Source organism: Candidatus Poriferisocius sp. (genome assembly GCF_965204015.1).
Classification (GTDB): domain Bacteria; phylum Actinomycetota; class Acidimicrobiia; order Acidimicrobiales; family Bin134; genus Poriferisocius.
In genome coordinates this window covers 908272-931146 of sequence record NZ_OZ241965.1, presented here as the reverse complement: position 1 = coordinate 931146, position 22875 = coordinate 908272, and the positions used below count along the sequence as shown (strand labels likewise).

Genomic DNA, 22875 nt, shown 5'->3' with positions numbered 1-22875 from the left:
TCGGGGAGTCGCCCACGGCGGGTTTTATGAAGCGGCCCGATTGTTTATCTGTCTGATGGACTGCACGGCGGTGCTGCCGGCCTTCGGGTCAAGGGTGTAGACACGCAGTTTCTCGGCGGTGGTTTCGGTCCCCACAAGTCCGAGCGTCCGTATCGCGAAGTCCAACGCGCCTTCTCTGTGGATGACGGGGTGAGTGGGAATGTCTGCCAGATTGTCGAGCGCCCACTCGAATAAGCGGCGCATTGACTCCGGGTGGTCTTCGGCTAGTTGTGGGAGGTCGTGGCGGCGATAGTGCGTCCGCGTTTGCCGGTCCCACACGTCCTCCTTATCGGTGCTGTCGATGTGGGCCAGGGTCGCGACTGTTTGGCCCGGCTCGGAGAGGAGGGCATTCCAGATTTCCTCAGTATCTACTGCGACAGCGTCCCGCTCGTGGCGGAGGAGCAGACTGGCGATAAGGCGCCAGCTTCTTTGCGCCGGAGTCGGGTCGTCTGGCCCTGGTGGAATTTCAGATTCGAATTGGGCCCACCCTCGTATAGCGGCCCGGCAGGCGGCTGACGCCACCTGCGGCATAGTGGCGTCTTCGGGCGGTCCGTCGAGGTAGGCCGAGAATACGTGTTTGGCAGCGTTGTCGAGATTGGCGCTTCCGGTGGGGACCAGGTCCGACAGCTGCTTCAAGGTTGCATCGAGATGCCATGAGCCGGGATCGGAGCCGCGTGCGGCCATGGTGAGCAGCCATGCCTCCTCCGTATCGGTGAGTTCTCCGATGGCTTCGCAGTAGGGGCCGACGACTTCCTGGATTTCGTATTGCATGGCCACGATGCTCCGGGCCGCACGGCAGCTCTCCATATCTCCGGGGTCCGAGATGGTATGTCGGATGTGGTCTTGCAGTTGCTCGACTGTGGTGTCGCTCTCAATCTCGTCGAATTCGGCGAGCGCCTCGAGTAGCGAGGTGCTCAGAAACAGATTACTTGTCTCGATCGAGCGCAGTACGTCGATGATCGCGGAACGGTACGGATCCTCGGTTCCGCCGTAACGCCCTAAGTCTGTGGCTGTGTGAAGGGCTTGAAGTTGCAAGTGATATCCGCCGGCGTCCCAAGCTCGGCGCAGTCGGGAAGCGAAGGTCGCCCGGTCAGTGGGGTCGAATGGGTTGACTGCAAGCATCGCCAGGTAGTAGCGGCCCCACGAGTAGTTGCCTGCGCCATCGGCCAGGAGGCCTGCCAGCCCAGTGCTGTGTGGATGGCTCATGGGCCGGACACCCATTGAGGCGAACTCGAACGCGACGGCGACGTAGGGCAAAGCGAGCCCGCAATTCTCCCGGTCTGTTTGGTGCGCCATTTGACTGAGCGTCGCTTCTACGAGCGTCGAGATGGGGTTCGTTATGCCGTCGGTTTGCAGGAGCCGCGCATGGGTCAGGCACAGCTCGTCAGTCTTGTCGATCAGCTCGCAGACTTCTTCGACGAGCAGGCCTCGGTAAAGGCCCCTGCCAGCGGCGGCCAGCAGCTTCAGCTCGGTATCTGACCACCGGCGGCTTGTCAACCAACGCCCGCCTATGGCCAAGCTTTCCTGATCGTCGGATTTGAAGGCCTCGAAGGAGGCGTTCTCTGGGTTGGCTGCGGCGATGCCGACATGGAGAACGTCTCGGATGTCCGCAGCGGCGAGAGCGGCAACTTCGGGGCCGTAATCGCCTGTGAGTGCCCTGAGCATTAGCCACTCATCGCAGAGCGCCTTGATCACGTCCCAGATCCGGTGGCTGTTTCGCTCGATTTGAAGGGCAGTCTGAGTGAGCGGCTTGTTGACCGGAAGGTCGAGATGAGCAGCGAGGCGTTGGCTGGTGCTGGAGGAGCGGACGAGATCCTCGGCGGCGAGGAATTGGCCGAATAGCTCGTGGCGGAAACGGACACGGTGGCGGTCAATCTCTATGAGTGGATTGGCTAAGACCTCGTCGACGAATCGGGCATCAGATTCAAGGCTTGGCGAGTTGAGGACTGACACAGCATCGAGTTGCGGCATGCTGGTTCTGAATTGGGAGTGAAGATTGGCGGCGAGGGAGCGCAGGCCGGCTCGGACTCGTTCGGTGGGGGCATGTCGGCGGACGAAGGCGTCGTGCAGGTCTGCGACCGATGCGCCATCGGCCAACTCGCTTTCGTACTCCGCGGCGATTGCCAGTTCGTGCGGCGAGCGGAACTGGTCGCTTATGCGCTCGGGCTGTCGGGCGCCATAGGAGCGGAGGATCGCCAGCCTGGTCTCTGGATCGGGCTCGTTGGAGTTCAAGATTTTCGCGCCTAGCGTGCCGACCAGACCTTCCTCAACAGTACTTGTAACCAGCACTCCCGCGGAGTGTCGCAAACAAAACGCCTTCAATTGCTTCAGTAGTTCGGTCCGTTCGCTCTCCGGGCACTCGTTCAGACCATCGAGCACTACAGATATGCCCACTCCAGTTTCTTCGGCGGCTCGAATGACGTCTTTTCGCCGCTCGATGCTGTACGGAGCTGTGGCCAAGTTGAGCAAGTCGCTGAATCGACCCTCGTAGTCAGCGGCCCGAACCCAGACCACCAGGCGACCAGCATCGCAGTGTCTCACAACCAAATGTCGAGCGAAAAAGGTCTTGCCGCTTCCCGAGTGGCCTGTTATCGCGACCACTCTGCCAGCGGCGACCATGTTGTCGATGTCGTCTGCCGCCAATTCGGTGCCATCGTTGTCAGTTGCGCCCAGATCGACCAGAGGCCCGAGACCGTCTGAGAGACTGGCTCGGGCCCTTGGACGGTAATCAGCGATGATTTCGAGGCTGTCGCGCCTGCTCTGCTCGGAAGGCGAGATGTCTTCGGGCTGGAAGAGGCTGTGGCGGCGGGCGAATTCATCCCACTCTTCTTGCGTCCACGGCACACATGGCCCGGGTTTGGCTAGCCGCTCGAGGAGGTCTTGGTAACCCAGTACGGTCACATGGGCTCGTGGCTCAATTTCTGATCCTTCGGGGATGGCTTCCCACAATCCAACGATCGTGTCGATATAACTGGAAAAGTTGTTATCTACCGCAGCGACGCCCCCTTTCCTGGCAAGGTCTCGCATGGCGTCGCTGATCGCATAGGTGCCACGAATGGCCTGCGAGCTGCCGTTTGTAATCTGCCGCTCTGTCCCGTCAGCAAGGATCTGAACCCAAAGACCGTTCACATGGCCGCGCACCGGGTAGTTGGCATTGAAACCCTTGATCTCTACATGCGCTGTGTGGGTTTCAGTGTGGACGAGCAGGTCGATCTGGCGCTGCTGTCCGGGTCGCGGGATGAAGTTCGCGTACAAGGCACCGCTGACACCGCGCTGCTCTAAATCAAGGCGCAAGCGGCTGATGAGTTTTTGCTCTACGGGATCCTCGATCTCCTGACCAAGGAACAGCCTGACTTCTGAATTGTTCATCTGGTGTCGCGCAGTACGCAACGGCTGAGGACAATGTTACAGGCCAACATGGCCACTTCAAACAATGACAATGCGCACCCCACAGCCGACCTACCCAGTCGAGCTAGCAATCTCTGCGGGCAGAACGTCTAGGCCCCATCTGGATCGAGGAGCCGTAGCATAGGAACGTCGTCGAAGATCGAGTCCTCAGTGGCGAGAGGAAGTTCTCCGGCAATGGCGACAGCGGCGACCCACCGGTCGGCTTCGTGGCTCTTGGCGCTCAGACCGTGTCCATTGCGAACGCTCCAGGTTCGTAGATCGACATACGCATCAGTGATGTCTTCAAGCGGAGGGACTACTGCGGCACGCGCTATCACGTTCTCCAGCCTCGCTCGGCGTCGAGGGCCCCAACCGGCCACCTCGGCCCCGAAGCGCATCTCGGCAACGACTACGAAGGGGAGTATCCATAGGGCCTGCGCCAGAACCCTCAACCAACGAACCTGGCGCTCTACCTGGCGGTTGGCGAGCCAGGCACTGGCGACCATGGTGTCAACCACTACTTGTGGCGGCATGTGGTCAGAGGTTTTCGATGATGGCGAAGAAAGCGTCCTCTTCCTCGGTGGTCAAGTCCTCGATGGAGAACTTGCTTGGATCGCCCATCGGTTCCAAACCGCGGATGATCTCTGCGATCGTGGCCGGGCCAGGTGCGTCTGGCATCTGGTTTGCTGTTCTGTCAGACATCGTCACCTCCGCAAGCCGGTAGGCATTCAGAATACCCGGCCAAGTCGCCTGTTTCGCCACTCCATTTGCTTTGGCGCCTTCGGGGCCTTGCCAGCAGGCTTTTGGAGGGTACGGACCTAAGGCCCACTGGATCACGGGACGGGCAGTTCATGACAAGAAAGGGGCCCCGTGCATTCTGGGGCCCATCGCCGGGGTGAGGTCAGATTGCTAGCGGCGGACAGAAGCCGGGCGGTGGCAGTGCATCGAGCGTAGTTACACGGGCGGCGTCGTCGAGCAAGCAAAACGGGACTTGGGGATTGACGGCGAAGGCGGCCGGGGTGGGGAATCGGGTGACGAAGAGGGGGACTACGTCCCATGAGCGTTCTGGATTGTCGACTCCGAGCGCTTGGGCCAGGCTCGCTGTGCTATTGCGGACAGCTTCGGTCTTTGCCAGCAGCTTGTCCACGTGCCCGTCTTCCTTGTGGTAGTCGTCGAACAGCCGGCGGGCCTGCTGGTGGTAGTACGGCGTGTACTTGTCTTTGACCTCCATCACCCAGACTCGTGATCGGTCGGCGTCAAGGCACAAGAGATCGATCTCGCCGGGCAGCCCAACGATGCCGATCTTCCTAGCCTTATGCGGTTTGACGTTGGAGCGGATGATGAAGTCAGTCTGCTGAAGTGCTGCGGCGCAGTCGCGTTCAAGCTGCAAGTTGCGGTCCTGTCTGTAGCGGCCCATTGCTTCTGTAACCGGGTTGGGGATGCTGTCGTCTGGCCACGGAAGCCGTCCGTCGCCCAAGTAGTTCCCATAGATTCGGAGTGCCATATCCGCGGTCCATGGCAGGATGAGTAGCTCATCGCCTTGCTCGACGAACGGACGCACAGCGATCCTGGCATCCCTTCTTTCCGTCTCCCAGGGTTCGGAGTCGCGTCGGTCGGCGGCGATGTCGGGACCGCGCAGGGTGAGCCGTTCCAGCGCTTTTTGGCATTCGTCCTTTGATGCTCCGACAGATATGGCGACTGCGGCTGCGGCGATATCCGATGCGGACGCGGTCCCGACGGGGTTGTAGTCGGTGACCTCCCATGAGATAGCTGCCTTGAGTATCCCGAAGAGGGCGTCGAAGCCGAAGCCGAGGGATGCTCTCATGGCTCTGTCTATACCAGCCACGTCCGGCACCATTTCGGGGATTGACTTTGGGTCCTCGTCGTCCGACGCGGACGGTGCTCCGATGGGTATGGGCTGAGGGAACCCGGCCTGCCCCCGATGCATCGCGTGAGAACGAGCATCGATGTCCGTCGGCGCATCCGACCATTCGATCTCGACCTCAAAGCGGTCCGAAACAGTGATGGCCGCATGTTCGAGACTGTGGAGCGCGGACATTCTTTGGAGTCCAAAGTCGAAACAGAGGCCGCTGATGGCAAGGGCCTCCTGCCAGAGGGCCCGATCTGGCTGTGTCTCGCCGCCTGGCGGGCGTGCTAGCACCTCCTCGACGATGAGCGCGATTTCCCGGGACCGTTGGGCTGCCTCTTCGTATTGATCGCGCCAGCTCTCAGGGTTGCTGTGGACCGGGAAGCCTCGCCACATGGCTATCTGGCGGAAGTTGCTCAGGCGTTCGCTGGTTGCCCTTTCCAACTGGTTCAGCGCCATTTCCAGCAGGGCCTGTCCGTCGCACCTATCGAGAAAGTGGCGGAGGTCGCTGGTCAGCTGTGGGTAGACGTGATCCCTTGACACCCCGCCCGCCCTCGACCCGGCGTACCGTCCCGGCTCCACGCCTGAGTCCCGTAGGTGGCGGCCAAGCCGATGCAAGGCATCGGCACGGGGGGATGCATGGGCGCGGATCGGCGGAGGGAGGTGGCGTGAACTCTGGTAGACCGTTATCTCGTCGAAGCGGACGGTTGGCGGCGCTGCGTTCCAAGCGGCGAGGAACCTATTCCTGGGCGGCCCGACGGCAAACTGTTCGGCGAGCAGCTTGCCGACGAGTTGCTCTACAGCGCGGGAGTCTTCGAGCATCGCCGCTTCCAAGGCGTGCTGGTCCCAGCCGAATACGAGGGACCGCTCGTCTTTTTCGGCGATCCACAAGGGTGGGCCCCCGTTGTGCTCTGAGCCGCTGTGCGCGAAGCCGATCCTGAGAGCGGTGACGCCAGAGTCGGCAGCGGCGGCGAGGAACTCCGCTTTAGTGTGCTCGAGTTTCAGAGCGATGCCCTCTCCGACGCTATTGAGCTGGGAATAAGCTTCCGCTTTGTTCGGATCAGTTTTGGCGACTGCCACCGGAACCGGCCATGCCAGCAGTTTGACCCAAATGCCCCGGTATGTATCGCCCACATGTTTGACACCGTCGCTGTCCTCGTCGATGAGCGGCCATTCGGACAAGGGAGGCAGGTCGAGCGCGAGCAGCGCTTTTTCGGCGGGACAGGCAGCGGCTGCGGTATCCCATTCGGCACTGACGCTGAGGTCTGAGTCAAACATTGTCGCTTCGAAGGGCTCGGCGCCGTTGTGGAAGCTCTTGCCGTTTTGGCGCCACGCTTCCCACCCGTCGGCCAGTTCGGCCATTCTCAGTTGGCCGGTTCTTTCTGGGTCGCCCAAGTCGCGGGCGAAGTGCCACAGGTCGACCGGCTCCGAGCAAGTTCGGACAAACCACAGCAGGTCTCCCAGGGTGGCGATGGCGCGATCCCCGCCGGGGTGGAACATCAGGCAGTCCTCGGGGGCGGCCACGAAGTAGAACCTGGCCACCTCGGCGTCACTGGCGATCTGAAATCGCCCGTCAGGGGATTCGAGCACAGCTCCCGGTGCCACCCGGTCGATGCGGCGGGCGCTTATCTTGAACCGCTCGCGAGTTCTTTCCGGTGTGAGTCCGGCGGCGAAGGCGATGACCAGTGCCTGTCGACGCGAGTACGGCACCACGGAATGGATGCCGCTGCCGTCGGCACCGACGACAGGTCCGATTATCGGGTGTCCCGCCCCGGTGAGGGCGTGCCCTAGGGCTGCCCCGGCTGCCCCCGCCCAATCTTCCTCGACAGTTGGGTCGATGCAGAACGCCCGGGCGGCGAGGTCGGCTGAGATAGCGTCGAGCGCGTTCACGAGCATCCCGGCGGGCACTGCTATTGCCTGCCCGCCGGCTCGTACGGCGACCGTCGGGCCGAACCACGATACGGGATCGGGGTGCCGAAACTGTTTCGCTGGCAGCGTGTAGGCGGCCAGCGCCCTGGCTGCCCTTTCCGGGGATGTGCAGAGGGCGGCCTGCTCAGAAATGGGGCTGAGCCTGCGGGCGGCTCCGATCTCAGATTCGGTGACGTGGGGCTCATCGTCCGGGGCCGCCTGCGGCTCGTCGGGCCAAACTGAGGCGAGCGTTTCGACAACGTGGGAGATCCGGCGGAGCACCAGTTCGACCGCGTCGCCTAGGCCGTAACCGATGCGGGCTATCAGCACAGGGTCGATGACCGGCGCGAGCAGGCGGAGGAATTCGACTTTGCTGACGGTCCGATACGGCCCCCCTGGGACGAGCCGGTGAAGTTCACCATCCCAGCGGGTCTGCACCCCGACTCGTAGATCGCAGGATGTCCAGCTATTCGACCAGTGCAAATCGGGGAACTCCCGAAACGCTGCTTTAGTGAGCCGTGTGAGCAATTCCGGTGAAGCGGACTGCTCGCCTGTACGGGTACTGCGCACCGCGGAGTCGAATATGTGGGCGAGTGACAGGAGACGATGCGAAGCGGTTGGCGAAACGGAGGCCGCTTCGAGCAGGGCAGAAACCTCGGACAGCGATGTGTGCTCGACTGCGAGGGCGATTGGGCCCGGCCCGTTCTCTCGTCGCATCCGCTTCTCCCTACTCTTGCGACCCAAAACGAACTACCTCCCGTCCTGCTTGCTCGGTCGCAGCTAGCAGGGTTGATTTGCAGGCGGGGCTGGGGTTAAGCACCACCGCCACGCGGCCACTCTACCGGGGGTTATTGCGCTGCCCTTTGCCCTTTTTGGCCAATGGGACGGGGGAGGTGGCGGCTAGTCAGCTGGGCCTCTTATCGTCATTGACCAGGGGGTGCCAAGGGGTCCGTCGCCTAAGTCGAATGGGACGTGAGTTGCGATCCCTAGCACCCTGAATCACGGGCTGGACGGTTCGTGGCGCAAGAAAAGGGGCCCCGTGCGTTCCAGGGCCCCGTCGCCGCGGTATGTCGGCTGCATTCGGTAGATACCTACTAACCGGACCGCAGGCACTGGTGACAGTAGCTATGCCGCTAAGGGGACGTCAACGGCTTTTCAGATCAGAGTGATCCCTGTTGATGTAGGGCCGATCCTCTTGGGCGGCGGCTGTATCCTGAGGCAGAGCACGGATGGCAGCGAGGGTACCGTCAAGTGTTCGGAAAGATGAAGATATTGGAAAACCATTGAAAGCCGGGTAGGGTTCGAGGGCAATGAGCGGCCAAGATTTGAGGTGGGATGTGATCGTTGATCAAAAGGGGATCCCACAGGTAGTGATTGAGTTGCTAGCGCCCTTGGCCGAACTTGATGACGACTGGGACGGTTACGGGGCGCTGGCTCCGCGTGCAGGAGCACTGAAGGCGGCTGCCGATGTCCTAGTGGAGTGGGGGAGGAGCATCCCGTCTCCCCAGGTGATGGCATCAGTAGGGGGCGGCGTGCTGCTGGAGTGGGAGAGTCGCGATGTCGATCTGGTGGTGGACGTTGGGGCGGAAGGCGGTGTGAGCGTCTATGTGCGGGCCTGCGATGCTGAGAGCGAGGGGCCGCTCGACGAGCATCGGCAAGAGGCCGAGCAAGCGCTGGCCCTGCTGGCTTTGACAAGCTGAGCCCTTCGCCTCGCTGTGCCGCCCTATCCAGGCGAGGTCTATGTCGATGATGCCACCGTTATCGATGGCGAGCTGCTATATCGCATGGTCACCGCGGCCAACACAAAGTTCGAGGGCGGCGTTGCAGCTCGGGCAGGAACAAATGCGTTCCAGGATCAGCGGGCAGAACTGCTTCGAGAACTGGGAGTCCCGGCGGTAGCGGTGTCTGTCTACTTGGAATCTGAAATGGCCGCACGAGGGGTGGCAGTCGCCGACCTCGTGGAACGCTGGGGCCCCCGGTATGGCGTCGTTTCCATTACGGCAGGAGAGGCTCGCAGCAAAGGGCAGGGCATCATTCGATGGCCACAGGAGGGCCATCCCGAGCACGGAATGATCTTCACCCTCCAGGGTCCATCAAAGACCCGGGGCCAGAGCAAGGGTCTTGCTGCTCTTACAAAGGTTGTGATTGCTCCGCCGGAATCGTGAGATAGACCTCGTCGATCACTCTTCTAGGCGGCGCAGTGCCTCAGAGTGGATTTCCATGTTCCTCTTGGCCTCTGGGGGATTTGTCACGGGGCGCGCCTACTGTGGGGGGCATGTTTGATTTGGTGATTCGGAGTGGCGCGGTTGTGGATGGGACGGGGGCCGAGCCGGTGGTGGCTGATGTGGCGGTTTCCGGGGGGCGGATTGCGGAGATCGGGCAGGTGGATGGCGCGGCTGCCCGGACGGTGGATGCTGATGGGCTGGCGGTGGCGCCGGGCTTCATTGATCCCCACACTCACTACGACGCGCAGCTCTTCTGGGATCCGGCGGCTACGCCGTCGCCGATGCACGGGGTGACCACTGTGCTGGGGGGCAATTGCGGGTTCTCCCTGGCCCCGGTGAACCCCGATGACGCCCGTTATCTGCAAGAGATGATGGCCATGGTGGAGGGGATGCCCCTTTTGGCGCTGGAACAGGGGCTGCCTTGGGACTGGGAGACGTTCGGGGAGTTCTTGGACAGCCTCGACGGCAACACCGCGGTCAACGCCGGGTTCTTGGTGGGCCACTCGGCCCTGCGCCGCTATGTGATGGGGCCCGACGCCAATCAGCCCGCCAGCTCGGAGCAACTCGACCAGATGGTGCGGGCCCTCCACGATGGGCTGGCCGCCGGTGGCATGGGGTTTTCCACGTCGCTGGCCCACACCCATTGGGACGGCGACAACGAACCCGTGCCCAGCCGATTCTCCACCACCGAGGAGGTATTGGCCCTGGCCGGAGCGGTGGCCGACCACCCGGGCACCTGGCTGGAGTTCATCACCTCGGGATGCCTCAGCACCTTCAGCGACGAAGAGATCGAGCTGATGAGCCAGATGTCGGCCCAGGCCCAGCGGCCGCTTAACTGGAACGTGCTCACCGTCAGCGCCGACACCCAAGACCGCACCAACCACCAACTTGGGGCGGCTGATGCGGCTGCTGAGGTGGGCGGGCGCATCGTGGCGCTGTCTATGCCCACCATTGGTGGGTTGAAGCTGTGCTTTGCCACCTACTGCCCGCTGTACAACATGCCGGGGTGGAAGGACACCATGAACCTTCCCCATGAGGAGAAAATGGCGGCGCTGGCCGACCCGGAGACCCGGCGGTGGCTGCACGAGCAGGCCCAGACCGGCAGCGGCGGCTTCTACCACATGGCCCAGTGGGAGAACATGGAGATCGGCACCACCTATGCCCCGCAGAACGACGGGCTGACCGGTCGGCGGGTGGGCGATATCGCCGCTGAGCGGGGCCAGCACCCGTTTGACACGCTGTGCGACATTGTGCTGGCCGACGACTTGCGCACCGATCTGTGGCCCATCAATGCTGACGACTCGTCGGAGAGCTGGGCTCACCGTGCCGAGCACTGGCGGGACCCCCGGGTGATCGTGGGTGGTTCCGACGCCGGGGCCCATCTCGACCGCATGTGCGGCACCCGCTACTTCACCATCATCCTGGGCGACATTGTGCGCAACCGGGGGCTACTGCCGCTCGAGGAGGCGGTGCGGCTGATGACCGACGTGCCTGCCCGCCTGTTCGGTCTCAAGGACCGAGGCCGGGTGGCCGAGGGCTGGCATGCCGATCTGGTGGTGTTCGATCCGGGCACGGTGGCCTCCGACCCCATCGAGGCCCGCACCGATCTGCCCGGCGACTGCATGCGCCTGTTCGCCGGCGCCCAGGGCATCCACCGAGTGCTGGTGGGCGGAACCGACATCGTGGTTGACGGCCAGGTGACCGGTGCCACCCCGGGAACCGTTCTGCGCTCTGGTCGCGACACTGAGACTGTGCTTCCCTAACGGCCAAGACCCCCGTCCGCCCCCGACCGCGTGGGGGTGGGACGCAGTCGGGGGCAGAGGGCTTGGGGGTGGGGTTAGGCGGCGAAATGACCGCGGCGCGAGCGATAGAACTCGGCCAGGCCGGACAGAGCAGGATGGCGCAGCTCTGAGGGGCGGAATCTGACGGCCCCGCCGATGCGATAGGCGGGCACCATTCCGTCGTTGATGCTTCGCAGCAGGCCGTGATGGTCGATGCCAAGCATCTGGCAGGCATCGGCCGGGCCGACAAGGTTTTCCACAGTGTGGTTCATGAGTTTGCTCCTTCCTCTGTGCTCCGCCGGGGCCGAGAATCACGGCACTGGCGGAAATGGAGCGAGCATTCTCGCGAGCGAAACTCTCAAATAATTCCCACCTAGGCGGAATCTCGGGAGAGAATTGGCCGTTCGTTCCTCATCGATCTGTGGAAATCTTCCGATAGGCGACCCGAGGCAACCATTTGACCTGGGTTTTTGGCTCGGACTTCGCGGGTGGGGGTAGTGCGAAACCTGTGCAAAAGAAATTTCTCAAAAAAACACGAAATCAACTCGAAATCAGCAGATTTGGCACAGGATGTGTCGCGGCCGGGGTCAAAATCGGTCGATCACCTCAGCGGCAAAGCGGTCCAAAGTGGCCACTGCGGAGTTCAAATCGGGGTCGTGGGTGCTGTAGATCATGCGGGTTGCTCCCAAGTCGGCCAAGAACCGGGCATCGTCGAGGGTGGCGCCGAATCCCTGGAGCTCGCAGGCGTCGGCCCGTCCCGCGTCGGCGGCCCAGTGCTGCACCTGGGCCCACATCTTGAGCCAGCGATCCCGGTTCTGCGAGGCCGAGAAGGCGGGCAGAAAGGCGTCGCCCCGCTGGCCGGCTCGGCGCAGCGCCGGCGGGGAGTGGCCGCCCACGATGATGGGGATGCCTCCGGGCTGACGGGGGTGGGTGGTGAGCTGGATGTCGTCGAAGGCAACGGTCGGTCCGGCAAAGCTGGCCACCGGGTTGGCCCACAGCTCTCGCATGACGTCGATGTACTCGTCGGTGCGGGCGCCCCTGTTGGCGAATGAGTAGCCCAAAGCGTCGAATTCATCGGCCAGCCACCCCGATCCGATTCCGAGTTCGGCCCGGCCTCCCGACAGCACGTCGATGGTGGCCAGTTGCTTGGCCAACAGCATTGGATGGCGCTGGGGCAGCACCAGCACTGCGGTGCCGAACCGCAGCGAGTCGGTAACTCCAGCGAGGAAGGCCATGAGCGCCAGCGGCTCAGGAAGCTGGGCGTGCTTGTTGTCCCACGGATAGGCCCCCGATTCGGCGTAGGGGTAGGGCGCCCGTTTGGCCGCCGGGAACACAATGTGGTCGGCGAAGAACAAAGAGTCGCACCCCGCCGCCTCGGCGTGGCGGGCAAAGCCAGCCAAGAACTCCGGATCGGCGATCGGCGCCGCCGGAGGTCCCGCCGACCCGGTTGCGCTCCCGATGAGATATAGCCCGAACTTCATCCTCTGTAGCCTTCCACGCCTCGTCCACCCCTAGCCTGGCATCGCCATGTCTGTCCTGCCCGCCCTTGGAGACTTCATGCCCGATGCGGGCGATCCCGATGAACTGCTGGGTGCTTTCTGCGATTGGGCGGACGCGGCCGGGTTGGAGCTGTACCCCCACCAAGAGGAGGCGGTGCTGCGACTGCTAGCGGGTGACAATGTCGTGCTGGCCACGCCGACCGGATCGGGAAAATCGCTGGTGGCGCTGGCCGGGGCGTTCGCCGCGCTGGCCCAGGGGCGGCGGGCGGTGTACACCGCGCCTATCAAGGCGTTGGTCAGCGAGAAATTCTTCGAGCTGGTGGCCGCATTCGGGGCTGAGCGGGTGGGAATGGTCACCGGGGACGCGGCCGTGAATGCCAACGCGCCGGTGATCGCCTGTACCGCCGAGATCCTGGCGCTGCGAGCGTTGCACGAAGGAGGCAAAACCGACGTCGACCTGGTGGTGATGGACGAATTCCACTACTACGGCGACCGAGACCGGGGCTGGGCCTGGCAGGTGCCGCTGCTGGAGCTGAACCGGCCTCAGTTCCTGTTGATGTCCGCCACCCTGGGTGACACCACCGCCCTGCGCCAGGACTTGAGCGAGCGCAGTGGACGGGCCAGCGCGCTGGTGGCTTCGGCCCAGCGGCCGGTGCCCCTGGATGTGGAGTACCGGGAGACGGCGCTGCACGTGTCCATTGCCGAGTTGCTGGCCACCGACAGGGCGCCGGTGTACATCGTCCATTTCACCCAGCGGGAGGCCACCGCCCAGGCCCAGAGCCTCACCAGCCTCGATGTGCTGGACGCCCACGCCAAGGCGGATGTGAAGGAGGCGATCGGCGGTTTTCGCTTCGACACCCCGTTTGGCAAGGACCTGCGTCGCTTCGTGCTGGCCGGGGTGGGGGTACACCATGCCGGGCTGTTGCCCAAGTACCGGCTGCTGGTGGAAAAGCTGGCCCAACAGGGGCATCTGAAGCTGATCTGCGGCACCGACACCCTCGGGGTGGGAGTGAACGTGCCCATCCGAACCGTGCTGTTCACCCGCCTGTACAAATACGACGGCCGCCGCACCCGGGTTCTCTCGGTGCGGGACTTCCAGCAGATTGCGGGTCGGGCCGGACGGCGGGGGTTCGACGAAGAGGGCAGCGTGTGGGTGCAGGCTCCCGAGCACGTGATTGAGAATCGCCGGGCCGAGGCCAAGGCCGCCTCCGACCCGATCAAGCGCCGCAAACTGAAGAAGAAGAAGCCGCCCGAGCACAACTACGCCCACTACGACGGCGACACGCTGAACCGACTTTGGCACAGCCGACCCGAGACCCTGGATTCCAGCTTCGCGGTGAGCCATTCCATGATGCTCAACGTTCTGGACCGGCCCGGCGATGGCTGTACGGCCATGAAGCGCCTCCTGACCGACAACCACGAGCCCCGATCCCGCCAGCGGGTCCACATCCGTCGAGCTGTCGGGGTGTTCCGGTCGCTGATCGACGCCGGGATCGTCGAGGTGCTCGACGATCCCGACCACCGGGGCCGCCCGGTGCGGGTGAACCTCGACCTGCAAGACGAGTTCCGGCTGAACCAGCCGCTGGGGCTGTTCGCGGTAGAGGCGCTGGACGCGCTGGATATGGAGGCTTCCGACTACCACTGGCAGGCGCTCAGCGTGGTGGAGTCGGTGCTGGAAGACCCGACGGTGGTGCTGCTAGCCCAAAGGGACAAGGTTCGCGACGACCTTATGGATCAATTGAAGGCCGAGCGGGTGCCTTACGAGGAGCGCTTGGAGCGGCTGTCGGAGGTCACCTGGCCCCGACCCGAGGCCGAGTTCATCGAACCGGCCTTCGCAGTGTTCGCTCGCTACCACCCCTGGGTGGGCCGCGACCGCCCCAGTCCCAAGTCGGTGGCCCGCGATCTCATGGAGCACGGCGACACCTTCAACCAGTACGTCTCCCGCTACGGCATCAAGCGCTCGGAGGGCGCGCTATTGCGCTATCTCTCCGATTGCTACAAGGCCATGGTCCAAACCGTCCCCGCCGCTGCGGTCAATGACGCCCTGGCCACCCTCACCGCCGACCTCGGCGCTCTCCTCCGCACCACCGACTCCAGCCTCCTCGACGAATGGGAGAGCCTGCGGCAAGGGTGAGGCGCCACTGCTGGCCCGCCAAGTTTTCTTCTACGGCCGCTGCCAGTTCTTATTGGAACCGGGGCATGACGTGGGCCGCGAACAATTCCATCGAACGGCGGATGTTGCTGTCGTCGACACCGGGCATGTTCATGCCCAGCACCAGTGTCTCGGCCTCGCCCTCCCGCTCGGTGCGGAAGCCGCCGAGCTTGTTCTCGATGGCCTCGATGGCGGTGTTCACATCGCCGGCGATGAAGTGGGCGCGGGGATCGGCGTCCCACCAGTCGCCTCCGGACTCCTTGGTCCACCGCATGTAGCGGGCGTGGACATGGGTCGCTCCCGCACCCCACTCCTCCCAAGCGGCATCGGCATGGTCACTGATGTAGAGCCACAGCAGCTCGGGCTCCCGGGACCAGTTCATGTTCTCGGCCACGAAGCGATGGCGACGGCGACCGGCGGGGGAGCCGCCGCCGTAGAAGATGCGGGGATGGGGCTGGGTGTGGGGCTTGGGATACACCGACACGTCCGATACGGAGAAGTGCTCCCCGATGAAGGAGTAATGGTCGCCGCTCCAGCACCCGTAGAGGATCTCCAGCGCTTCGTCGGCGATGCGGGACCGCCGGTCGAAGTCCACTCCCAAAGCAGCGAACTCGGAGGCCACATACCCCGCGGACAGCCCCAGAATGAGCCGACCTCGAGAGATGACGTCCACAGTGGCCGCGTCCTCGGCCAGCCTCACTGGGTTGTACAGCGGCAACAGGGCGATGAAAACGCCGATGTCGATCACCGACGTGTGGGCGGCCGCCGCCGCGGCGATGGGCAGCACCGACGGGGAGTAGCCGTCGTCACTGAAATGGTGCTCGGTCAACCACACCGAGTCAAAGCCCAGATCCTCCGCCAACCGCATCTGGGCGAAGCTCTCGTCATACACCTCCGCCCACGGCTTCGAATCCCCCGGCAGCCTCCGAAACGAGAAATACACCCCGAACTTCATCTTGCGTTCTTCAGCGTGGGGCCGCCTGGAGTAAACGTCCCATCGGGCCATCGCCGGAATAGGTGACGGTCAGCGTTTCGGTCGCCCTGGTCATGGCAACGTAGAGCAGTCGTTGACGGGTCTCGTCATCGTCGTCGTCTTTTGTCCAAATGTCGTTGACGCCGCCGATGAGAACATGGGGGTATTCCAGTCCCTTCAGTAGCTGGAGGGTGGCCACCCGGACGCTGCCGCGCGTCGACACCACTTGGTCCCGCTCCTGCTGTGCGTCGAGTGCTGGAATTCCCTTTGCCCTCAGCGTTTGCTGCAAGGTGATCCGCAACTCTTTCGACCCCGACATGATGACGATGTCGTCATGTGTGGCCCCGTTGCGAAGAAATTCAGCTGTTTCCTTTGTCAGCGTCTCAGCCTCGGTTCTCAAATCGGGGCACTCCAAAAGAACCGGGCGCTTGCCATGGCGCAATGCGGCCTCGGGCATGACCAAGGTGTCTAGATCATCTGGAGATGCCTGACTCACGCTGGTCTGGCCGATTCCCGCAATCGCTCCCAGCGCAAAGTCGAGCGTTTCCTTAGTGTTGCGGTAGTTCTCTCGGAGAATGGTCGACCGGCCCCGGGCAGTCACACCCGGTGGATTCCAGTTCATCCTGCGTCGGTAGACGTTCTGCGCGCTGTCCAAGGCGATGATGAAATGCCGCAGCTCCACCGCGAGTTCGTGTCTGCCCATGGCCCACGAGAGGTCGAGTCCGGAATTGCCCAGATCTTGGGCCTCATCCACAAGGACCATGTCATACCTCTTGGCCGGTGGGAGAATGCTGGCCGCGGCGATCGCTTGTTTGCGCCGGGCTTGGAACGCATCATCGTCACGGCCCTGTGCAGGCGTGCGTCCAGCTTGGCGGATGACCCTGCTGGCCAGGGAATCCACGGTGGACACCGTCACGTTCTCCACGTTCTCAAGCTCTGTTTCGAGGGCCTGTGCAAGAGCGATGTTGTAGCACACCAGTAGGATGCGCCAGCGGGGCATGTTCTCGCCGATATAGCGGGCTCGGTGGGTGAGGACCAGGGTTTTGCCGCTTCCGGCCACTCCTCGGATGAGGCGGTAGCCCGGTCCGAGGTGCTCTGCTAGGCGCTCTTGGGCCAGATCCAAAACTCGAATCATCTCCTCAGATGTCTGGGGGCCGGTATCGAACATCTGACCCTGCTGGCCGATCACGATCTTGGGATTGATGGCTGCCCGTACTTGTGCTTGATCCTGGTCGTCGAGCGGAGGCCGTTGCCCGCCGAGTATCTGCCGGATGGCTGCCAGCAGGGTGTCTTCATGGAAATCTTCTGAATGAAGCCGGGGCGTATTGTCGTCGGCCAAAGACAGGGGCTGGTCACGGCGAACATCAGGCAATGCCAGCGCCCGAGCGACGAACAGCGACCTGATCTTGTGTTGCAATCCGTTAACCCTGGCGATGATGGCCCGTTGAGCCTGGTCGAGGTCAACACGCGGCTGGCGGCGAAAGCGGCTCCGTTTGTTGGCGCCAAGAGGTCGGAGCGTGGGAGATTCCAGCACCAATATGCCCGCGGCCGGGTCGAACACGACCAAATAGGGGACTGACTCGCTGCTGGTGTCAGAAGCTTCATACCCAAGATCGCGCCGCTGCGCTGCGGCGGTGTCATCGCCAGTTCGCTCAAGTGACACCACGACATCGTGGGGTGTCGCGTCGCGCAACAGGCGGGCTGCGGTCTTGAGCCTTTCGGGTATGTCGTTTCGGCTGGGAATATTCTCGGGAATCAGGCTGGCCACGGCCGATCAACCTACATCTCAAGTGAGTCGTGGTCTTGGTCAGGCACCACCAGGTATGGGTACAGGGTGCCCTCGACCTGACTCTGGTGCTCTTCAAGGTCTCCAATCATGATCAGATGGTCAATGGCCTTCTCGATTCCCTCCGAGCCGAGGACGGCCAGCCTCCCGAATGCGGGGTGATTGGCCAAATGAGTGGGAAGCTCGTATTGACCACCACCGTCCCCAGCCAATGTTCTGACAATCCGCCGCCGCGAGTAGCGTGCTCCGTCAGTGTCCTCCACGAGTTCGCTGATAATGATATTGACGGGCAGCGATTCGAGGAGTCCTTCCCGAGTTAGGTAGCTGTCCGTCCATGGACGGGGAAGGTCAGCGCACACATCGCACCGGTCGCACATCTCTGACGCTTCGGCCCCCAAGTACTCAAGCATTCCCTTCCGTCGGCAATTTTCGGAAGCGTGAGCCAGGTGCTTCGCCCGACGGGATTTTTCTTCCACCAGGCTCCTGCGGTCTTTGGCCAACTCTTCAATACCCGGCCAAGAGGGATTGGCATCGGGCACTCTCTCCAAGACCCAGGCATGCTTCCAGACGGAGAATCCCAGAATGTCCCGCTTATTCAACTCCAACAGGTCGGCGACCACCTTCCAAGGCTTTCGAGCCAACCCCTGGGCCCAAGTTCGCGCGTGGTATCCATCGCTGTCCTGTTGTCCGACGAAAGCCAGGATGCTTCGGGCACTCTGGGCTAGCGCTGGGTCGTCCTGTTCCAGTTCGTCAATCAGGCGCTCGGTGTCTTCGAGAACACTGACCCGTCCTTGCCAAGCGGTGTCTGGAAGCCGTCGTACCGCGCCAGCTTGCTGGAGGTAGTGGACGGCAAGGGCCGTGCTCACTGATTCAGAGTCGCCGTCGAAGCCTCTCTCAGCGAGTTCTTCAGGGTCGTAGGCATGGATGCCCGCCTTGAGCGATGCCCAAATCCGCTGCACCTGCTCGATGTGGGGTGCCGAGCTCTTGATGAATATCTGGTGGACGGAGCAATCCCGTGGCATGGTCAACAGGACCGCGGTGCCGGTGTCCGGTCCCGTTCCTGTAGCGGCGCCCCGAGCCGCCCGACCGGTTTCTTGCACGTACTCCTCGATAGAAGCGGGCATTTCCAGGTGGACGATCAAGGCAATGTCGGGCTTGTCGATCCCCATGCCGAATGCCTTGGTGGCTACCACCACGTCGATCTCCCCGTGGCGGAAAGCATCCTCAATGTGTTGTCGCTGCGGGTGGTCCATACCTCCGTGGTAGGCGAAGGCGTTGTGGCCGGCTGAACGGAGCAGGTTGGAGATGGCAGCAGCCTGTCTGCGGGTGGGCACATAGACGATGGCGGGTTGGAGGCGGAACGCCTCCACGATCTGAACAACCCGCAGGTCGCGGTCGCGGCCATTGTCGCAGTGCTCGGTGTAGTAGCGGATCTCCGGTCGATCAGGCGATAGGACAATGGGTTTGCCTTGCAGGTCTAATTCGAGAAGATCGGCGATCTCCTCTTGCACCCTTGGAGTGGCGGTCGCGGTGACGGCTAGGATTGGAGGCCGGAGCTGCCCAGCGATCCGCTTGATGGCCTCGGGAATGCGGGCATATTCCGGCCGAAAGGAGTGGCCCCACTGGGAGATGCAGTGGGCCTCGTCCACTGCAATCCGAGCCACATTTGTCTTGGACAGCTCGCTCACGAATTCCTGGGACCAGAGCCGTTCAGGGCTGACATACAGCAGCTTGTAGTGGCCCCGATTGGCACTTCGCAGTATTTCTCGCCACTCCCCTTGGGGCACACCGCTGTGGATAGCAGCCACCTTGACCACGCCCCTGGCCCGGAGGTTCTCGGCTTGGTCGTTCATCAGCGCGACCAGGGGGGAGATCACCAGGGTCACGCCAGGAGACAGCAGGGCGGGAATTTGGAAAGTTACCGACTTGCCCGACCCGGTGGGAAGCACCGCTAGCACATCGTCGCCCCGCATAAAGCGGAGCATGGTGTCTCGCTGGCCGGGCCGCCACTGCGCGAACCCGAAGCGCTCTCGAACTTGTTCGAGGCGCTGGTCGATCACAGCCTCGTCGGCGAGGTCAGCCTCGGAGAGTTCCAGGTCGTCCAACTCTGACCACGGGTCGGCACTGGGCAGTGCCTGGAGCCGCTGGCGCATCGCCTCATCGAAAACCACATCTCCGAGATGGTCGGCGATGAGCTGATAGGTGTCTTCGGCGTGGTTGGCCCGCTCTAGTCGAGGGGGGCCGGGGAGGGTGCCCAGGATCTGGTCTCGATAGGGGACGGCTCGACACAGTCGGTTATCCAAAATCACTGTGACCCCACGGTCGTGCTCGGTGCGGATCAGGCGGCCAGCGCCTTGGGCGAAGCGAATGGCGGCTTTGGGCACGATGTAGTCGGCGAACGGATCCTTGCCGCGACGTTCCATCAACTCTGTTCGCGCCCCAACTACAGGATCGGCGGGTGAGTCGAAGGGGACTTTTTCGATCACCAAAAGGCTCAGGGCTTCACCGGGAATGTCGACCCCCTCCCAGAAGGAGCGCAGTGCGATCAAGCTTGAGGCCAACTCGACCCGCATTCGCTCGACCAGAGCGGGTGCAGTGTCATCGCCTTGGGCCAGCAGCGGAAGCTGCTCGTTGTCGAGCACCGGCCGGGCATGATCCCGCACGAACTCCATTCGGGACCGAGCAGCCATGAGGACAAGCCCCCGCCCGCCGGTGAGGGTCAGCAGCCGGGGAATCTCCGAGGCCGCCGATGTCTTGAACTCCTCCATGAGCCTTGAGCGGGGAGCGGGCAGATAGTCGGTTCGCAGCACCATGTGGTTCTCGCTCAGCCAGGCAAAGGGGCTGTCGAGAGCGCTGGGTTCGGCGCGGCCCAAACCCAGGGTGTCGAGGATGTAGCCGAAGCTGTTTCCCACTCTCAGCGTGGCCGAGGTGAGTACGGCGGTGTATAGCGAGTCCCACAGCGAACGCAGATGGTCGGCCACGGAGACAGGGGCGCGTTTCAACTCCCATCTCCAGCCGTGCTCGGTGTGATGGGTTCCGCCGATGGCGATCCACTCCTCAGGCTCAATGGCCCATAACACCTGCCCTATGATCCTTGCTGTATCCCGGGCCTGTGTTCCCAACCGGCCGATCCGGGCTTCCAAGCGGGGCCGCCTATAGCCGGGCGCCAACTCCTCAGGCAGGTTCACATCGTTGAACGCATCGGCCAGTTTGATCAAGGCGTTTTGGAGGCGGCCGCCGGTGCCCAGCACCGGCCCCTCGTAGTCGGGGTGTCGGGTGTCGGCACCCCGCTTGATTCGGTATGACACCGGGTATGAGTCTTCTTGTCCGGCCCCGGTGCGGATTCGCAGGTAGTGAACCAGGGCTGGGCCGAATTGGGCTGACGCCGACCGGACCTCCTCGGTTGCCCGCAAAATGGCGCTCAGAGGCTCAGCGCCGATTGGCCACCTGGCTGCTCGGGCGAGGATGGCCGCCATCCCACTGCGGCTCGAAGGATCCCAGACGGAATTGCATAGATCAGCGATGTCGTCTTGAGACACCTCGGCCGAAAGAGTGTCGGTGGCGGCGTCTTCCAGGTTGTGGGCCTCATCGAGGATCAGGTGCCTGGAATGGTGCAGCCAGTCGTCCCATGTCACTAGCAGGGCATGGTTGAGCACAGCCACATCGGCATGAGGCAGGAGATCGCGGGCTCGGCGAAAGAAATCCCGCTCGTCGAGCGGCGAGCTGGATGGCCCGCCCGGCGCTTCGGCCACGCTGAGTAGTCGGCGGATGCGGCGCAGTTCGGGAATCCTCTTCTCAATGGCGCCGGTGCGGAGGTCGTCCCAGTCGCCCGTTCTGGTTTGCGCCACCCAGCCGCAGAGAATGGCGAGGACCAAGATCTCGGAATGGCTGAAAGGAGCAGAGGGGGAGATGCCGTCCCTTTCGTCGGGAGCGGTGTTAGCCGGGGCCAAGGTGTCCAATTCTCCGTCGAGTGAATCCAGGCTGATGTAGTTGGCCATACCCTTGAGCAGAACGTAGGTAAACGGGCCGATGTCTTTCTGGAGTTCCTCCAAAGTGATCATCACCTGGTCTTGGAGCACCTTCGAATGGGGGGCCACGACCACGGGCTGTTGGACGGCTTGTCCATATGCGATGGCGGGTGTGAGGTAGGCCAGGGTCTTGCCCGTTCCGGTGGGGGCCTCGATCAGGCGGCGGCCTCCCTGATCGAGCGTATGGGCAATGAGTTCAGCCATCTCGGTTTGCTGTTTGCGGGGCTCACGGGCTTGACCCATCAACGTGCCGCCTGCTTGGAACATCTCAGTAACGGCATCAGGTCTGAATGGTCTTGCGGGTGGTCGCGGCTGCGGTGGTTCGGGAAGCGGCACGACGTCTGCGAGGGAAGTGCGTGCAGATTGGGGCGATAGGAATGCAGCCCACGGGTGGTCACCAGCGTTCAAGATCCACCGTTGAAGACAGCGCATGGGCGTGTCTTCTTCCATGGCATCCAGCAGCCGCATCAGGACTCGATGCAGCAGCCGCGCATCGTCCAAGGCCCGGTGGTGGCAGCGGGGCTGATCGCCGAAGAAGTGCCTAGCCAGTTCGTCCAGGCTTCGTCCCTTGGGTGGTATTCCATTATCTACATTGCTGCTGATGCCTTTGCCGGCTCGCGGAAAAACGACATGGGCTAGTTCTAGGCTGTCGAGGCGCTGGCCGTCGGGGATCGGCAGATTCGAGGCGTCAAGAAGCGTGAAGTCGTATCCGAACCCGTTGTGAGCAATCAGCGGTCGGTTACCAGCGAAGCGGTGGAAGGAGCGCAGGGCTTCGGCCAGAGGGGGCGCATCACTCACCATCTCCTGGGTGATCCCGGTGAGTTCCTGTGTTTGAGGGCGTAGTTGCCTCGCCGGTCGAGCCAGGGTCTGTAACCGGTCCGCCTCCTCGCCGTTACGGATCAGAACTGCGCCTATCTCGATAATCTCGTGCTGCGGCGGATGGGCTTGGTCGGCATTGGCTTCCAAGTCGAAAACCACATACTCAGACACAGCCACGAAGTGGAACATAGTGATTTGTCCCTGTTGGCTCACATTTGTGGTGGCCCTCGTAGCCCGGCGTCGCCATGGCAGTCCTGGTGTACACCGCGTCGATCAAGGCATTCGTCAATCACCTCCGCACCACCGACTCGATCCTCCTCGACGAATAGGAGCAATTGCGCTAGGGATGAGCAGACGAATGTGTCATACCCAGTTGCTATGACTTACTACCGTGAGCTCACGGGGCAGCGA

General features: G+C 62.9%; 13 protein-coding genes. 4 read left to right on the top strand and 9 right to left on the bottom strand.

All coding sequences use genetic code 11. The annotated features are described in order from the left end of the window. Positions 1-24: 24 nt before the first annotated feature. The 4 genes from ACOGJC_RS04355 to ACOGJC_RS04340 all read right to left on the bottom strand — a co-directional run bounded on the left by ACOGJC_RS04355 (position 25) and on the right by ACOGJC_RS04340 (position 7639). On the bottom strand, positions 25-3408 hold the full coding sequence (locus tag ACOGJC_RS04355) for a hypothetical protein (RefSeq protein WP_419847288.1): 3384 nt from the start codon (positions 3406-3408) through the stop codon (positions 25-27). Between the two features lie 128 nt (positions 3409-3536). Further along, positions 3537-3959, bottom strand: coding sequence for a PIN domain-containing protein (locus ACOGJC_RS04350; protein WP_419847287.1), 423 nt, complete (start codon positions 3957-3959; stop codon positions 3537-3539). Between the two features lie 4 nt (positions 3960-3963). Beyond that, on the bottom strand, positions 3964-4104 hold the full coding sequence (locus ACOGJC_RS04345; RefSeq protein WP_419847286.1) for a hypothetical protein: 141 nt from the start codon (positions 4102-4104) through the stop codon (positions 3964-3966). Positions 4105-4327: 223 nt separating this feature from the next. Continuing rightward, positions 4328-7639, bottom strand: coding sequence for a hypothetical protein (locus tag ACOGJC_RS04340; RefSeq protein ID WP_419847285.1), 3312 nt, complete (start codon positions 7637-7639; stop codon positions 4328-4330). Positions 7640-8511: 872 nt separating this feature from the next. Here ACOGJC_RS04340 and ACOGJC_RS04335 point away from each other — a divergent pair. The 3 genes from ACOGJC_RS04335 to ACOGJC_RS04325 all read left to right on the top strand — a co-directional run bounded on the left by ACOGJC_RS04335 (position 8512) and on the right by ACOGJC_RS04325 (position 11189). Continuing rightward, the gene (locus tag ACOGJC_RS04335) at positions 8512-8901 is read left to right on the top strand and encodes a hypothetical protein (protein ID WP_419847284.1); all 390 of its coding nucleotides are present in this window, start codon (positions 8512-8514) and stop codon (positions 8899-8901) included. 15 nt (positions 8902-8916) lie between these two features. Further along, on the top strand, positions 8917-9366 hold the full coding sequence (locus ACOGJC_RS04330; RefSeq protein ID WP_419847283.1) for a hypothetical protein: 450 nt from the start codon (positions 8917-8919) through the stop codon (positions 9364-9366). A gap of 110 nt (positions 9367-9476) precedes the next feature. Further along, entirely contained in the window at positions 9477-11189 is a 1713-nt protein-coding gene (locus tag ACOGJC_RS04325) for an N-acyl-D-amino-acid deacylase family protein (RefSeq protein ID WP_419847282.1), read from the top strand. 74 nt (positions 11190-11263) lie between these two features. Here the strand turns inward: ACOGJC_RS04325 and ACOGJC_RS04320 are convergent, their stop codons facing one another. Then, positions 11264-11479 carry a helix-turn-helix domain-containing protein gene (locus tag ACOGJC_RS04320; protein WP_419847281.1) on the bottom strand — a complete coding sequence of 72 codons (216 nt, stop codon included), beginning with the start codon at positions 11477-11479 and terminating at the stop codon, positions 11264-11266. Between the two features lie 315 nt (positions 11480-11794). Beyond that, complete coding sequence (locus ACOGJC_RS04315) at positions 11795-12688, bottom strand: LLM class F420-dependent oxidoreductase (RefSeq protein ID WP_419847280.1); 894 nt, start codon at positions 12686-12688, stop codon at positions 11795-11797. Between the two features lie 46 nt (positions 12689-12734). Between ACOGJC_RS04315 and ACOGJC_RS04310 the strand changes: the two genes are divergently transcribed. Further along, on the top strand, positions 12735-14840 hold the full coding sequence (locus ACOGJC_RS04310) for a DEAD/DEAH box helicase (protein WP_419847279.1): 2106 nt from the start codon (positions 12735-12737) through the stop codon (positions 14838-14840). A gap of 49 nt (positions 14841-14889) precedes the next feature. Here ACOGJC_RS04310 and ACOGJC_RS04305 read toward each other — a convergent pair whose 3' ends face one another. Genes ACOGJC_RS04305 through ACOGJC_RS04295 form a run of 3 tightly spaced genes read right to left on the bottom strand, consistent with a single transcriptional unit; the run spans position 14890 to position 22641 of the window. Continuing rightward, entirely contained in the window at positions 14890-15813 is a 924-nt protein-coding gene (locus ACOGJC_RS04305; RefSeq protein WP_419847278.1) for an LLM class flavin-dependent oxidoreductase, read from the bottom strand. Between the two features lie 10 nt (positions 15814-15823). After that, complete coding sequence (locus ACOGJC_RS04300; RefSeq protein WP_419847277.1) at positions 15824-17599, bottom strand: DEAD/DEAH box helicase; 1776 nt, start codon at positions 17597-17599, stop codon at positions 15824-15826. A gap of 11 nt (positions 17600-17610) precedes the next feature. Then, the gene (locus ACOGJC_RS04295; protein ID WP_419847276.1) at positions 17611-22641 is read right to left on the bottom strand and encodes a RecQ family ATP-dependent DNA helicase; all 5031 of its coding nucleotides are present in this window, start codon (positions 22639-22641) and stop codon (positions 17611-17613) included. Between the last annotated feature and the right edge of the window lie 234 nt (positions 22642-22875).

Coding starts and splice junctions, on each gene's coding strand:
- ACOGJC_RS04355 (WP_419847288.1), bottom strand. CDS start 3,408: ATGAACAATTCAGAAGTCAGGCTGTTCCTTGGTCAGGAGATCGAGGAT.
- ACOGJC_RS04350 (WP_419847287.1), bottom strand. CDS start 3,959: ATGCCGCCACAAGTAGTGGTTGACACCATGGTCGCCAGTGCCTGGCTC.
- ACOGJC_RS04345 (WP_419847286.1), bottom strand. CDS start 4,104: ATGCCAGACGCACCTGGCCCGGCCACGATCGCAGAGATCATCCGCGGT.
- ACOGJC_RS04335 (WP_419847284.1), top strand. CDS start 8,512: ATGAGCGGCCAAGATTTGAGGTGGGATGTGATCGTTGATCAAAAGGGG.
- ACOGJC_RS04325 (WP_419847282.1), top strand. CDS start 9,477: ATGTTTGATTTGGTGATTCGGAGTGGCGCGGTTGTGGATGGGACGGGG.
- ACOGJC_RS04320 (WP_419847281.1), bottom strand. CDS start 11,479: ATGAACCACACTGTGGAAAACCTTGTCGGCCCGGCCGATGCCTGCCAG.
- ACOGJC_RS04315 (WP_419847280.1), bottom strand. CDS start 12,688: ATGAAGTTCGGGCTATATCTCATCGGGAGCGCAACCGGGTCGGCGGGA.
- ACOGJC_RS04310 (WP_419847279.1), top strand. CDS start 12,735: ATGTCTGTCCTGCCCGCCCTTGGAGACTTCATGCCCGATGCGGGCGAT.
- ACOGJC_RS04305 (WP_419847278.1), bottom strand. CDS start 15,813: ATGAAGTTCGGGGTGTATTTCTCGTTTCGGAGGCTGCCGGGGGATTCG.